The 14,624-nt window shown below is 60.4% G+C and carries 13 protein-coding genes and 1 pseudogene; 4 read left to right on the plus strand and 10 right to left on the minus strand.

The window, feature by feature from the left end; translation table 11 throughout:
* Positions 1–19: 19 nt before the first annotated feature.
* Positions 20–748: pseudogene (locus CIT25_RS33630) on the plus strand (IS6 family transposase); the annotation flags it as partial.
* A gap of 477 nt (positions 749–1,225) precedes the next feature.
* On the plus strand, positions 1,226–2,179 hold the full coding sequence (locus CIT25_RS33635) for a LysR family transcriptional regulator (protein ID WP_095489395.1): 954 nt from the start codon (positions 1,226–1,228) through the stop codon (positions 2,177–2,179).
* 6 nt (positions 2,180–2,185) lie between these two features.
* On the opposite strand, the gene CIT25_RS33640 is transcribed toward CIT25_RS33635, so the two are convergent.
* Both CIT25_RS33640 and CIT25_RS33645 read right to left on the minus strand, forming a co-directional pair.
* Positions 2,186–2,860 carry a GntR family transcriptional regulator gene (locus CIT25_RS33640; RefSeq protein WP_245330122.1) on the minus strand — a complete coding sequence of 225 codons (675 nt, stop codon included), beginning with the start codon at positions 2,858–2,860 and terminating at the stop codon, positions 2,186–2,188.
* Between the two features lie 43 nt (positions 2,861–2,903).
* Positions 2,904–4,211, minus strand: coding sequence for an aspartate aminotransferase family protein (locus CIT25_RS33645; protein WP_095489397.1), 1,308 nt, complete (start codon positions 4,209–4,211; stop codon positions 2,904–2,906).
* Between the two features lie 716 nt (positions 4,212–4,927).
* Between CIT25_RS33645 and CIT25_RS33650 the strand changes: the two genes are divergently transcribed.
* Positions 4,928–5,323, plus strand: coding sequence for a transporter substrate-binding domain-containing protein (locus CIT25_RS33650; protein ID WP_158302718.1), 396 nt, complete (start codon positions 4,928–4,930; stop codon positions 5,321–5,323).
* A complete protein-coding gene (locus tag CIT25_RS33655; protein WP_158302719.1) occupies positions 5,274–6,461 on the plus strand; it encodes a serine hydrolase domain-containing protein in 1,188 nt (395 codons plus the stop codon). The genes CIT25_RS33650 and CIT25_RS33655 overlap by 50 nt, the downstream gene beginning before the upstream one ends.
* Before the next feature lie 282 nt (positions 6,462–6,743).
* On the opposite strand, the gene CIT25_RS37940 is transcribed toward CIT25_RS33655, so the two are convergent.
* The 8 genes from CIT25_RS37940 to CIT25_RS33695 form a co-directional block, all read right to left on the minus strand.
* Positions 6,744–6,929 carry a hypothetical protein gene (locus CIT25_RS37940; protein WP_245330123.1) on the minus strand — a complete coding sequence of 62 codons (186 nt, stop codon included), beginning with the start codon at positions 6,927–6,929 and terminating at the stop codon, positions 6,744–6,746.
* Positions 6,930–7,103: 174 nt separating this feature from the next.
* Positions 7,104–7,619, minus strand: coding sequence for a GNAT family N-acetyltransferase (locus CIT25_RS33665; protein WP_245330124.1), 516 nt, complete (start codon positions 7,617–7,619; stop codon positions 7,104–7,106).
* A complete protein-coding gene (locus CIT25_RS33670; RefSeq protein ID WP_095489400.1) occupies positions 7,616–8,794 on the minus strand; it encodes a thiolase family protein in 1,179 nt (392 codons plus the stop codon). Before CIT25_RS33670 ends, CIT25_RS33665 begins: the two co-directional genes overlap by 4 nt.
* A 3-nt stretch (positions 8,795–8,797) precedes the next feature.
* Positions 8,798–10,081: an ArgE/DapE family deacylase gene (locus CIT25_RS33675; RefSeq protein WP_095489401.1), complete on the minus strand. Its 1,284-nt coding sequence runs from the start codon at positions 10,079–10,081 to the stop codon at positions 8,798–8,800.
* On the minus strand, positions 10,082–10,738 hold the full coding sequence (locus CIT25_RS33680) for a 3-oxoacid CoA-transferase subunit B (protein WP_245330125.1): 657 nt from the start codon (positions 10,736–10,738) through the stop codon (positions 10,082–10,084).
* On the minus strand, positions 10,722–11,423 hold the full coding sequence (locus tag CIT25_RS33685; RefSeq protein WP_095489403.1) for a CoA transferase subunit A: 702 nt from the start codon (positions 11,421–11,423) through the stop codon (positions 10,722–10,724). Before CIT25_RS33685 ends, CIT25_RS33680 begins: the two co-directional genes overlap by 17 nt.
* Before the next feature lie 513 nt (positions 11,424–11,936).
* Positions 11,937–13,190 (minus strand): ATP-grasp domain-containing protein, encoded by a 1,254-nt coding sequence (locus CIT25_RS33690; protein WP_095489404.1) that lies wholly within the window; start codon positions 13,188–13,190, stop codon positions 11,937–11,939.
* Between the two features lie 164 nt (positions 13,191–13,354).
* On the minus strand, positions 13,355–14,434 hold the full coding sequence (locus tag CIT25_RS33695) for a lysine-2,3-aminomutase-like protein (RefSeq protein ID WP_095489405.1): 1,080 nt from the start codon (positions 14,432–14,434) through the stop codon (positions 13,355–13,357).
* Between the last annotated feature and the right edge of the window lie 190 nt (positions 14,435–14,624).

A 14,624-nucleotide genomic window follows, 5' to 3' on the forward strand; every position in this document is an offset into this window, starting at 1 on the left:
GTCACGTTGTTTTGCGTTAATGGATTGCCGGTAAGGGGCCATGCATGTCTGCCGCTGTCGCCCGCTACAAGAACCATCGCTTCCCGCCGGAGATCATCGCTCGCGCCGTCTGGCTTTGTTACCGGTTTCCGTTGAGCCTGCGCCACGTCGAGGAAATGCTGCTGGAGCGCGGGCTTGTCGTTTCCTACGAGACGATCCGCCGATGGCCGAAAGCACGGCCCCGAGTATGTCCGTCGCTTGCGCCGCAAGCAGCCCTCGTCAAATGATGTCTGGCACCTCGACACCTCGACGAGGTGGTGATCATCATCGCCGGCAAGAAACACTGGCTGTGGCGGGCCGTCGATCAGGAAGGCTACGTGCTCGACGAGATCGTCCAGGCCCGCCGCAACACCAAAGCGGCCAAGCGCCTGCTCACCCGACTGCTGAAGAAGCAGGGCATGGCGCCAAAGCGCATGATCACCGACAAGCTGCGCTCTTACGGCGCAGCACGATGGCAGCTCATGCCGAATGTCGAGCATCGCTCGCACGGGCTTGAACAACCGGGCCGAGAATTCTCATCTGCCGTTGCGCAAACGGGAACGCGTACGGCAGGGCTTCCGGTCGACTGGCTCATTGCAGCACTTCGTGTCCCTCTTCTCCGCCGTCCGCAACCTCTTCGTTCCCTCCCACTAACCGCTCCGCTTCCCAGAATCGAAAGCATCGTCTCAAAGCCCTCGCCGAATGGAAAGCCGTGAGCCGTCCGCTTGCCTTAAAACCAGGCCCTGCGCTCCCCGCGCGCCTACAGTCAAACAACGTGACAGCACCCCCGGAATGCCTCGACCATTTCATCGACTGTCCGAATACTGGAAAGCGCCGCGAGCATCGTTCAGGCATTCTCATCTCCTCCGGATCACGCTCCAAGAATCGCATGGGAAGGCCATGGTCACAAGCCTATTGCTGTCTTTGGTTGATAAAGGCCGCGTGTCTGCGGGAAGGGTTCTTGTTCCGACCCCTTCATCGCGCCTGTATCCTTGAACAGCATCCCGTTCCCCCTCGCGCAAAACGCGCAAAACTGTTCGCGATGTCCCAGTTCCAAACATACTCCAATCCAGAAATCTGAAATCTCTCGCTAAAGTCGCTAAAGTGCCTAGCGACATCTGCTCTTCCGCGTCTGTCGCTACACTGTTGACTCATTCCTGACCATAGCGCAAACAGATAGCTATGATCTTGAGTATAGACTAAAGTTATGCGGCCGTACGAAGAGCGTTTCCTCTGGCGCCTGGACTGGAACCTGCTGCGCACGTTCACGGTGGTCGTCGAACGGGGCGGCGTCACGCGGGCGGCAGAGTTTATGAACCTCAGCCAGCCTACTATCAGCAGTGCGCTGAAACGGCTGGAAGAGACCACGGAGAAGCGACTGCTCGATCGCCGGCCGGGCCATTTTGCGCTGACCCCGACGGGCGAGACGCTTTATCGCGAGTGCGTGATGATCTTCGGCTCGATCTCACGGCTGCCGGGTCTGATGGCGGCGGCGGAGACCGATGTCACCGGCCACATTGCCATCGCCATGACCAGCCATGTGGTCTGTCCGCATTTCGACGCGGCGATGGCATGCTTCAACACAACCTATCCCGAGGTGACGTATTCGATCTCGATCACCGACAGCGCCGAGGTCCTGAGCCGGTTGCGGCAGAACCAGGCGTCGATAGGCCTGTGCCTGATGCGCGAGGACGATCCCTTGCTGGACGACCGTATCCTTTTCCGGGAGTTCTTCGGCCTGTTCTGCGGCCCGCCCCACAGGCTCTTCGGCCGATCGGATATCGGGATCGAGGATGTGTCCGGCGAACGCTCGGTGTCGTTCCAGACCGAACTCGAGAACGGACCGCTCTATCTGGTGCGCCAGTTGCGCGAGCGGGTCAATCTGCACCCCGAGCCGCACGGCATCTCGGCCAATCTGCCCGAGGTGCGGCGTATGATCATCACCGGGATGGGCATTGGAGCGCTGCCAGTGCATGTCGCCTGGCGCGACCTCGATGCCGGACTCCTGTGGCAGGTGCCGCCGAAGGACAATCTGCCGGCGGTCGAGATCCACTTCGTGGTGAACCCGCGCCGCAGCCTGAACCCAGCCGAGACCGCTTTCGTGCGGACGATCCATGAGATGATCGCGCAGACCTCGCTGGAGGAGCGCACCTATCGGTGAGCGGTCTCAGTCTGTCGCATCGCGGAACCTCATCGCCTCGAGCAGGAATTCGCCGGCCATGCGGATCTCCTCGACCAGGAAGTCGCGCGCCAGATCGGGCTGGCCCTGGCGCAGGGCGTCCATGATTTCCTTGTGCCTGTGCGGCGCCCGGCCGAGCGAGCTCCCTAGCAGCGCCCAGCGCGCCTCCCAGAACATCGGGCTGCGGCGAAGCCACAGGCTCTCGATGAAACTGAGCAGCAGGGCCGATCCGGAGGAGCGGTAGATCTCGAACAGGAAGCCGGTATCGGCTTGCCGCACTCCTGTCGGATCGCTGGCGAGCCGGGCGGCTTCATGCTGCGCCACGAAGGCGTCAAGCCGCTCAAACTGTGCGGGCTTCAGATGCGGCGCGCCAAGCATCAGCGCCAGCGGCTCCAATTGCAGGCGCATCGCCGTCAATTCGGAAAACTCGCGTTGGGTCATGCGCGGCACCACGGCCGTTCCCGATGGCTTGGCATCCAGCGCTCGCTCGTTGACCAGGCGGCGTAGGGCGGCGCGCACCGGCATGGGGCTAAGCGATAATGCCGCGCAGACGCCCCGAATGGAAAGCTTGCTGTCCGGCGTGAAATCGCCATTGATCAGCGCGCGGATCAGCCGATAGGCGTCTTCCTCCAGCGCGCCCGCGGTCGTGACTGGCGGAATCATGTCGCTTCTGCCCATCTCCCAGCGTTCTGCCTCTGGTCCCGGCCTATCGCAGCAACGTCGCCCGTGCGTGGAGGAAATTCCCGACGGCAGCGGTGAACTGCGCAAGGTCGCGTTCCGTCGTCGGCAAGCTGAGCGCCGTCATGCCGCGGCGGGCGATGTAGACGCCCGCGTCGAGCATGTCCAAGAAGAACAGCTCTTTCAGCGCTTCCTCATCCGGGGTGCTGGCATACGGGCGGTCGATCCGGCCCCGACGGAAATGGACCGTGGCAAGCGAGCCGAGGCCACAGAACTGCAACGGCGCGCCGGCCTTGCCGGAAATCGCGTTGAGTCGTTCGCGCAGGCCTTCCCCTAGCGCGAACAGGTCGGCGGCCGCTGCGGCGGTAAACACCTCTCCCATGGCGGCGATCCCTGCCGCCATGGACATCACGTTGTTGTTGAAGGTGCCGGCGTGAGGCACCTTGGAGACGAAGATCTCCATAATGTCGTGCCGCCCGCCGAAGGCGCCGAAGCTCATGCCGCCACCAATATATTTTCCAAGCGTGGTCATGTCGGGCAAGATGCCGAGACGTTCCTGCAAGCCGCCGCCCGACATGCGCGAGGTCATCACCTCGTCGAAGATCAGGATCGCACCGGCAGCGCGTGTAGCCTCGGCCACGGCAGCCAGAAAAGCAGGCTCGGCGGCGATGCAGCCCCCGCTGCCCAGCATCGGCTCCACGATGACCGCTGCCAGCTCGCCTGCTGCCGAGCGGATCGCGGCCACGGTGCCGTCGATGTCGTTGTAGTCACATAGCGTCACCGGGAACGGGGCGGTGATCAGGCTGGAGCCGGTCGCGGGGTAGTACAGGAGGCTGCCATGGTAGCCGCCGCGGAACGCGATGATGCGGCCGCGCCCTGTCACCACCTGCGCGGCGCTGAACGCGATCAGGTTGGCCTCGGTCCCACTGTTGGTGAAGCGGATCATGTCGATCGACGGAAAGCGGCTGCAGAGGATCCCGGCAAGGCGCTGCTCGGCCTCGCCCACCGCGGCCAGACTCAGTCCCCGCGCCATGGCGTCGTGGAGGGCGGAATGGATGCGGCTTTCGGTATGGCCAAACAGTCCGGCAGTGTATTCGCCGCACAAGTCGAGATAGGCGTTGTCGTCGATGTCCCAAAGCCGGCAGCCCTCGCCGCGCGCCATCGCAGTCGGAAAAGGCGCATAGCCGAGCACCGACCGGGTGTTGCCGCCGGGAAGAACTTGCACCGCCTCGCGATGCAGAACCGCACTATTCGGGCGCTTCGCGGCGTAGCGCTTCCGCGCGTCGAGCAGGACGGTGTCGAGGGAAGAATTCTGTTGGGCAAGGCTCTGAGGCATCTCGATCCCGTTATGGTTGATTTCAAGATCACAAAAACATGTTTTTAAGATCTAAGAAAGGACTTTCGCTCACTAAGCCCGGGCCAAGAGTTGGACAGCGCAAAATAGTGAAGCGTCAGATGGCATCCGGCGGCACTTGCGGCAGGACAAGATCCAGGTTGAGGACAGCCGTGGCAAAAACGGAAATGCACAGAGAGAGCAAAGATGACGGAAAACAGTAGCGAGGCCCGCGCAACGCTGCCGGCCAAAATAAATATGGCTGCTAACCCCGTGGTCCTCAACGGCAGCAAGGGCGAGCCCGGATCAAGCGGTCTGCCCCGCTTGTCCGAGAGCTCGCCACCTGTTTGGGGCTAAACGTCGACGCCCAAATTGAGGGACGCCGCTATCGCGGCGACCTGTCCACCGACGTCCGCGCAGAGTCGATCGTGAATACCTTCAAGACGCGAGAATGAACAAGCGCCGGCAGATACGCTGGTCAGAACCGAGGTCACTTACCGCGTACTGCGGTTCGGCGGCTTGTGTCTGAAAACGTCGGGTGTGGGCATTCACCGGATTTATATTCAATATCCAAAACATCTATTTGCAGAATTCTCTATCGTACACGAGTCTACAGAAAATTTCGGCACTTACCGATCCACAGTGTCCTTCGTGTCTCAATGCATCTCATGGCTCGCAAAGCGCTCCACGCTCGCCCTTGGCCTGACGTTAGCGTAGCCTTGCCGGCGGCTGCCCGTGAACTCGTTTCGATCAAGGAGCGGGGCAAGCTCAGCGCCGCCCATGTCAGGCCAATATCCGCCCTTCAGCAGATCGACGAGCAGAACCAAATTGTCAGTTTCGATATCGACATTGCCAACGAAGTCGCCAAACGTCTTTGCATGAAGCGCGGAGCTCTCACCACGGCGTGGGACCGCATCGTTCCGGGCCTCATGGCAAATAGGCACGACCCCATCGTCGGTTCCACGGCCATCCCGGAGGAACGCGAAAAGGCCGTTGATTTCGTCGGATCTTACTATTGGTTGCAGGATGCGCGGTTGTATCCATACGGAAACGAGGAGAGGGGAAATGATCTTCAGGACACAGTGGCCCGCTGCTTCTGTGGTGGCCGCGCCTAGTGGCGTTTCCACGGCGGCTTGCTTTGCGGTTGGCGATCACAGCAACCAGGCGACGTTGTTGCAGCTAAAAGCGCAAACGCTCGTTGCTGACCTCGTCGGCGCCGACGCGGCTCCCGGAGCTGCAGCGTATATCATAGCGCCGAAATTCGGTATGGAGGCCGGCATGGTGGCGGGCGTGACAGAAAGGGCCGGGCGCGAGCCATTGACAATTGAGCGTCCCATTCGAATTTCAAGTGTTACAAAACCATTCGTCGCCGCTGCGATCTGGCGCGTGTGGGAGATGGGAAAAATCGACCTGGATCAGTCGATTGGCTCCTATCTTACTTCGGCGCATGTGATGATTCTTACGGGCGGCGGCTACGACGTGAAGACCATCACCGTACGACATCTCCTGTCGCATACTGCCGGACTTGTCGATGTGTTCCACACAAACGCTTTCACTCAGATGTTGCCAAAGCTGATGACTGGCCAGGTGAAGCATCGGTTCACTCTGGAAGAGCAACTGAAGATGGCAATGGAGGGCGGACCGCGTTTTACGCCAGGACAGGCGTTTGAGTACAGTGACACCGGCTACCTGCTTCTCGCCGCGATCCTTGAGAAAGCGACAGGAAAATCCATGGCGGCGGCGACGCGGGAGCTCGTCGGCTTTGATCGTCTTGGGCTTGGCAACACCTGGTGGGAAGTGCTTGAAGCGGAGCCCAGAGGCGTGCTCGCGCGGGCGCATCAATATGAATATGTCTGCGGTTGGGACAGCTACGACGAGGACCCTCCACATGATCTCTTCGGCGGCGGTGGGATGGTGTCGACGCCAAAGGACCTCGCGCGGTTTTTCTACGCGCTGTTTCATGAAGAGGTTTTCGAAAAGCCAGAAACGATCCACGTGATGGTGTCCGTCGACAAAACGGCGACTCCCCGAAAGCAAAATGACTCCGTTTATGGCCATGGTCCGCAGATCCATAAAGTTGGAGATTTGACCGTCTATGCTCATGGCGGCTGGTGGGGGCTTGATGTCGGATACGTTCCGGAGCTGGATATGGCGGTTAGCGTCATTGGGCTGAGGCGAGATATCCGTCCCCGGTATACCGCGGCCTTCGACGCTATTATTTTGGAAGCAGCGCATCTTCAGGCCAAGCCGTAGTTGGCGGGCAGAAGCTTGCGGTCATCCTTCACCGCATGTGGGTCGATCCACCGACTTCCACTGAGCCAAGCGCCGGTGGCTGCTTGAGGAGCCCCGACGTTAATCGAAGCGGGCTGGAAACAGCCCCGCTTCCCCTGAGGTCCCATCACTGCGGCAAAACTCCTCGAATGCCGGGCCATAGAGCCTGTAGCTGGTCTCATCGTTCGCCGGTTCGAATCCACGCCGAAAATAAATGCGAGCACCCGCTGGCTGCCATGATCGAGGGTCATGGCGGAGGTAATCTTAACCTCCATTGCTGGCGATCCGGGCGACGTGTCGCAGCAGCTTTTGACCAATCCGGGCGCTGCGGAATTGCTGTGGACGAACAGACCCTGGGGTAAACGGATCCGACTTGCCCATCCAAGCGGAAAACATCGGGAAGTAGAGGCGGATGGCGGCGATCTTGAAGTCGACCTCGGCCAGCACCACGAAAAACTCGTGCTGGGACCGAACCCCGGCAGTTTCGATATCTTGCCTGGTGCTTTTCAGGCCCCACGGGGACCCGAGCGACTTAGCGAGTGTCGCGACCCCTTATGCCCCAGCCAAGGCACATGCTTACACAGCAAAGCGGAATTGCGCTTTGGTATAGCTCGAGAGCGGCGTTTAGTTCCTGCTGCGACAAAACTCCTCAAATGCCGTGCCGTAAAGCCCGTAGCTCGTCTCACTGTTCAACGCTTCAAATCCATGCCGAAGATAGAAGCGAGCACCCGCCTTGTTGCTATGATCGACGGTCAGGCGGAGATAGTGGTAACCGTTATGGTGCGCGGTACGGGCGACGTGTCGAAGCAGTTTTTCACCAATCCGGTCATTGCGGAATTCCTCATGGACGAACAGGTCCTGGACATACAGCCCCGCCTTGCCCATCCAGGTAGAAAAGATCGGAAAATAGAGAGAGATCGCAGCGATCTTGCCGTCGACCTCGGCTAGCATCACTGTAAAGTCGCGCCGGGGGCCGAACCCGGCGGTTTTGATATCTTCCTTGGTGCATTTGAACTGCTCGAGAACGCCGAGGGATTCGGCCAACAAGTGAAGCGCCAGCAGGATCTCTTCACAATCTTCGCGTTCGGCCACACGGAATGATAATCCGCACGTCATCTTGACCCTTTCTGCTTTACTCATGAAGCGACCTCAAGCAGCGCCGCAGCCCCCATGCCCCAGCCTACGCACATGCTCACCACCGCGAAGCGCACGCCACGCCGGCGTCCTTCCAGCAGCGCGTGGCCGACCAGGCGCGACCCGCTCATCCCGTAGGGATGGCCGATCGAGATCGCGCCGCCATTGACGTTCAGCTTCTCCGGATCGAGACCGAGCCGATCGCGGCAATAGACCAGTTGCGCAGCAAAGGCCTCGTTGATCTCGAAGAGGTCGATGTCGTCGAGCGAAAGGCCGTGGCGCTCGAGCAGGGACGGAATCGCCAGCGCGGGGCCGATGCCCATTTCCTCCGGCGCGCACCCAACGGTCAACATGCCACGAAACAGACCGAGCGGCACAAGCCCCCGCCGGGAAGCCTCGTCACCCGACATCAGGACGCAGGCCGAAGCTCCGTCGGAAAGCTGCGAAGAGTTGCCTGCGGTTACGGTGGATTCTTCTCCCATGACAGGGATCAGTCCGGAAAGGCCCGCGAGACTGGTGCTGGGGCGGTTGCACTCATCGCGCGAAAGCGTGACGGTGATCGGGCTTTCTGCGCTATTGTCGCGGTTCTTTTCGACCTTCACTGTTTCAAAGGGGACAATCTCGTCTGCGAAGCGTCCCGCTTCCTGCGCGGCGGCGGTGCGCTTCTGGCTGACCAGCGCATATTCATCCTGCGCCGCACGGGTGACGCGATATTTGCGCGCTACCAGATCGGCCGTGGCCAGCATGGGCATGTAATAGTCCTTGCGCACACCAGCGATGCGGTAATGCGTTCCATTCCAATCATCGTTCTGCACCAGCGAGATGCTGTCCATGCCGCCGGCCAGAGCGATATCGCAGTCGCCGGAGCGGATCTGGTTGGCTGCCGTTGCAATCGCCGATAAACCAGACGCGCATTGCCGGTCGATGGTCGCGGCGGCCACGCCGTCGGGGAGGCCAGCGGCGAAGACGGTATGGCGGGCGACATTGATGCCGCTGGTGCCCTGAGTCAGGGCGCAGCCCAGTGTAAAATCCTGCACTTCTCCGCCCTCCAAGCCGGCACGGGACAAGGCGGCGCGCACGGCATGGGCCGCCAGGACGGGTCCTTGAGTCGCATTGAAAGCGCCGCGGTAGGCCTTGCCGATCGGGGTACGCGCGGTGGAAACGATGACGGCGTCGCGCATGGGCTATGCTTCCTCCAGGCCACACCAGTCGGCGATGAATAGGGCGGTCGATTGGGTGATGCGGCGCACGGATTCGAGATCGACACGCTCGTTGAACCCGTGGATAGCCTCGGCACGCGGGCCATAGACGAGCGCTGGGGTGTCGGCGTAGAGGCCGAAGAAGCGGGCATCGGTCGTGGCGGTGATCGCTTCATGCTCGAGGGGCTTACCGACGACAAGGCTGTGGGCGCGGTCGAGCGCGGCCAGCGCTGCGCGCGCCGCTGCACTCTGGTCATCCTTGAAGGAATAGCCCTCAGCGGCGAAGCCATTATAGACAACTTCGGGGCAGTTCCTGGCGAGGAAGGAATGGTTGCGGGCCGCATCGAAAATGGTCTCTTCGATCATGTGGCGCACGTCATCAAGGTTCTGGCCGGGGAATACCCCCATGCGCACATCGAAAATGCACCAGGCGGGGACAGAACTGGCCCAGTCTCCGCCCGCGATCTTCCCGATGTTGAGGTTGAGGGCATGGCTGTGATCGGCATAGTCGTGATGGCGGCGTTCCGTTGCATTCATCCGCCGCTCCAGGCGGTGCAGCGCCTCGAACAGGAGGGTGGCCGCTTCGATAGCGTTGGCGCCTGAACCGGCATAGGCCACATGGGTTGGCAGACCCTTCAGGTGTACCTGGAACCAGATCACCCCGACCTGCGAAGACACGAGCTTTTCGGCAAAGGGTTCGGGAATCAGTGCCGCATCGGCGCGATAACCGCGTTGCAAGCAGGCCAGCGCGCCGTTACCAGTGCATTCCTCTTCCACGACGGACTGAAAAAACACGTCGGCGGCAGGGCGCAGGCCGAGATGCTTCAACGCCTCGAGTGCAAAGAGGTTCGAGGCCAACCCGGCTTTCATGTCACCCGCGCCGCGGCCATACATCCAGTCGCCATCAATGCAAGAATCGAATGGCGCGCGATCCCACATATCCAATGGCCCGGTTGGCACCACGTCGATATGGCCGTTGAGGATCAGGCTAAGCCCGCTGCGGGTTCGGCTTCGCAGGCTGCCCACCACGTTTACAGCGTTCTCATAATCGCCAATGACCGGCGAGAAGCCGGGCATCTCCGAGATGTCGTTTATATCAATTTGCCAGCGGTCGAGCTCATAGCCGCGATCAGACAACTCGCTCGCGACGAAATCCTGTGCCGATTGTTCGTCGCCCCGTGTAGAGGGATGGCGTACCAATTCGGTCAGAAATTCCAGTTCGCTGTCGAAGACCGAATCGACGGCATGGAGGATGGTCGTGCTGTCCATCTAAAATCTCGGCAAATCCTGATTTGGAACACGGAAGGTGGCGCTGGTGAGGGCCTCTAGTTCGGCAAGGCTGGTACCATCTGCGATCTCGCGAAGGCATAACCCCTCAGCGGTGATGTCGAAGACAGCCATGTCGGTGTAGATCCGGTTCACATGGCCCTTGGCCGTGAGCGGTAGAGAGCATTGACTCAGGATCTTTGGATTGCCCTTGCTGTCCGTGTGCATCATGATGACGCCCACCCGCCGCGCCTTCTGCGCCAGTTCGATCGCCCCGCCCATGCCGGGCGAAAACTTGCCGGGGATCTTCCAGTTCGCCAGGTCGCCGTTTGACGCCACCTGGAAGGCACCGAGGAGACTCAGGTCCAGGCGCCCTGAGCGTACGATGGCGAAACTCACCGCGCTGTCGAAGAAAGCCGTGCCGGGAATGATCGAGACATAGGCGCCGCCCGCATCAATCAGGTTGCGGTCGGCCTTCTCCGGCGCCGACACTTGGCCGACGCCCGCGATGCCGTTTTCCGAATGCAGACAGACCGCCGTGCTGGGCGAAACGTATTGCAGAACCTCGGTCGGAAGGCCAATGCCCAAATTGACAGTCATGCCGCTTAGAATATCGGCGGCCGCGCGCTTCAACATTCGCGCTTTAGCGTTGGACGACACCGTAAACCTCCGGCAATTCATTGAGTTCAACTACTGCGTCGACAAAGGCTCCGGATAAGTGGACATTCTCGGGCGCGAGCGTGCCGAATGGCACGATTGCCTCGGCCTCGACGATAGTTCTGGACGCGGCCATGGCCATCAGGGGATTGAAGTTTCGGGCTGCGGCTGAGAAGTAGAGGTTGCCGAAAGCATCGGCCTTGTTGGCGTGGACGAGCGCGAAATCAGCCCGCAAGGCGGTCTCCAAGAGGCCCGGCTTGCCATCTACGGAAACACGCTGCTTGCCCTCCTCAACGGCAGTACCAAGCCCAATGTCGGAGACGAAACCCATCATCCCGGCACCGGCCACGCGGATGCGCTCGGCCAAAATACCCTGCGGGACGAACTCGACCTCGATTGCGGCCTCGTTCATCAGCCGCATCGCCGTTGGGTTGAGCCCGATATGACTGGTCACCAGCTTGGCCACCTGGCCATTTTCGAGGAGCCAGTCGACGCCCATGCGCGCCTCATTGGCGTCGTTCTTGATTACAGTCAGATTGCGGGGGCCCTGTCTGACCAGCTCACGGATCAGACAGAACGGCGTTCCGGGCACACCGAAGCCGCCGAGCATCACGGAGGCGCCGTCCCCAATGGCCGAGATAGCCTCGCCGATCGAGCTGCGTTTGTCGGGAAGTGGCATGCAAATCACCCAATTTCTGGTGACCCGCGCACGGCTTGGAAAGCGCACGCAGACCTGCGCAGTGCCGTTCCGCTGGGTTCGCTGCCCAAACGGCAATTTGAGGGCACATATTGCGTTTAGAACCTAATTCTGCCCAAGATTACTGATCACGGCAGATAGCGCAAACAAATAAGCGTAATCATGGTCATTGATGGGGCCTATGGTGCGACCGTGCGAAGAGCGTTTCATTGGCGGCTGGACTGGAATCTACTGCGCACCTTCACGGTGGTAGTGGAGCACGTGGAACCAGGCGGGCAGCGGAATTCATGACGCTGTGAGTTGTGCCTGTCGCAACAGCGTCGCTGCCGCCAGACATTGTCATCCAAAGCGGCCCCTCCCCACGAGGGCCCGCTATCGTCTTATGTTACACCGGGGCATGCCACAGCCTCAACTTCCTGAAGATTCCAGTAAAAACGCTTGGCAAAATCAACGATCCACATCTCTCCTGCTTTCTGCTTTTGATTTCGCCAATGTCTCTGAGAATCACCTCTTACCTGGCTCCACCTGCGCTGGTCCGGGGAGTTCGTCGAGGGGCGGAAATGGTGTAATCGACCAACGGATTAAGTCGACGGCGTGCTGAAGTATGGTCTCGGTCCGAGTACGGTCGGGTGAAGTAGCGGTGACATGTCCGAGACAGTCTTGGGAATCGCCTTTTCTGACGATGGGCTCCTTGGGCTGAGCATACAATTTGACCTCGGCGACGCCGGGTACGGCAGCAGCCTGAGCGTTGCCGTCGATCCAATCGAGGGTGCCATCGAGATCAGGAAGTAGGTAGCGCCACGCCGCAGTATGCGAACGCTTTTTAAGCAAATCGCATTTACCACCGATGGCAAGCTTGATGTGCTCAGTCACGAGATCGACACCGTAAGCCAGGTGAACCAGTTGAGGACCGGCACCCAGACGAGGATTGACTTCAATGACAACTGGGCCATGCTTCGCCCACCGGAGTTCGATGTTCGCAGGCCCCCAGCCAAGGCCGAGAGCTTGCAAACAGCTCAATGACACATCAGCGATACGCTTATGCTCGTCGTCAGTCAGCGGGGCTGGAAAGGTGACCTCACGGAAGACGAAATGCGGTGGGCAGTCGAACTCAGCGGTACCAACTCCAATAACCTCATGTCCCATCGTGTCAACGTTATAGTATTGGCCTTGGGCGAATTCTTCGACCAGTATCCTGGGCGAGGGCTGCGATATGTGCGTCCGGCCCAACAGATAAGTCGCATGTTTGGCTAATTCTTCGACCGTGCGGCACAATTGGACACCGCTGCTGCCGCTGCCGACGGACGGCTTGACAATTGCCGGCAGGCCGATCTCAACGGCAGCGCTTTCTACATCCGTCGCGCTCGCCGCCACGCGATAAGCAGGTATGGGAATGTTGGCCTGCGCGAGGAGCTGACGTTGAATGACTTTATCGCAGCATCGTTCAATCGACACGGGGTCCGGTCCCGGTAGCCCGAAATACCGGCAGAGCCTACCAACTGTCGCATAGACGGCTTCCAGGGCGCTCGTAATGCCAGCAATGTCATAGGTCGAACGGAGCAGGGAACATTCGCGGATCAGCGCCTCGAGATCAGTGGTATCGACCCGGATGGCCTCGGCGCCTTCCGTCGCGACGTAGTCGTATTGAGCTGGGTCAGCCGAAAGGATGATTGGATGAAAGCCAAGCCGATGGGCCGCTTGGACGTATAGCGGACCGTTACTTGCTCCTTCAATCAGGATGAGTGCTCTTCTTGGCATTGGCTATTGACCTTTCCCAGCGTGCGATGCAGTAGTCTGTTTAAGTCGGTATCAGCCTGACCTCAGACTCAGTGCGGAACAACATGAGTTTCGCAATTCTGGGGCCAGCGCCGATACTACCGCGTCTGGTAGTTGACGCATCCGCTCGTGGCTCACGAAACAGCTTAATCCGCAGGTGGATAGGCATGCCGGCCGCCCTTGAAGTCCGAGACGGTAAAGCAACCTGCATCGTCTTGCCGGATGGCATCGGGTCCGATCACCGCCTTCCCATGCCCACCGGGAATGTCGAGGATGTAGGTCGGCTGGCACAGTCCCGAAATCCGACCTCTCAGGCCTGCGACCAGAGCCCGGCCTTCCTTGATGGTCAGGCGGAAATGGCCTGTGCCCAGAGCAAGGTCCGGGTGGTGGAGGTAATATGGCTTCACCCTCGTTTCCACGAAGGCGCGCATGAGGGCCGCGAGCGTGTCGGAGTCGTCGTTGACGCCCTTCAGCAGCACAGACTGACTGATCATCACAATGCCTGAATCGACGAGCCGGGCGCAGGCCGCACGAGCCGGAGGCGTCAACTCGCGCGGATGATTGGCGTGGAGAGCCACATAGGTCGCTTTCCGACTTGTCTTCAGGGCCGCGATTAAAGCCTTGTCGATCCGCTCCGGCTCGACCACGGGAACGCGGGTGTGGAAGCGAACGATCTTCACGTGATCGATAGCAGCCAGCCGCTGCATGATTTCCGCGAGGCGGCGGGGCGAGATCATGAGCGGTTCCCCGCCGGTGAGGATGACCTCCGAAATCTGCAAGTGATCGGCGATATAGCCGAGGGCCCTGTCCATAGCCTCGGGGGACAGGGTGCCAAGCCCCTGCGGACCCACCATCTCCCGGCGGAAGCAGAAGCGGCAATAAACTGGGCAGACATGAACGGCCTTGAGCAGCACCCGGTCGGGATAGCGGTGGACGATGCCTTCAACGGGGCTGTACGCGAGATCCCCAATGGGGTCGTCGCGCTCCTCGGGCGTCGCGATCAACTCGGCCGCATCCGGCACGAATTGGCGCGCGATGGGGTCGTTCGGATCACACCGGTCGATCAGCGCGGCCATGGCGGGGCTGATCGCTATGGCATAGCGCTGGGCCACGGCCTCGATACCAGCCACGTCTTCAGCCGTGACGAGGCCGGTCTCGACCAGCTCCGCAGGCGTGCGGATGGGACGGGCGCTTGTCGGCTTAACTTGATGGCGCTGTCTTGACATGTTGCTTTCCTTCCCTTTTTCGATTGCGCTAACGCTTAGGCCACGACTGGCGGAGGGCAGCTGTCGCCACAGTTCCCTGAAAGCAAAGCTCGTGCCAATCTGTGGATCGAGCAAAAGAAGTGTTGTTGTTGCTGTTCAGCTCTTTGCCTGCGGCAAACGAGAGATGGGCACAACACCCCGGTGTCGCGGA

Source organism: Mesorhizobium mediterraneum (assembly GCF_002284565.1).
Classification (GTDB): domain Bacteria; phylum Pseudomonadota; class Alphaproteobacteria; order Rhizobiales; family Rhizobiaceae; genus Mesorhizobium; species Mesorhizobium mediterraneum.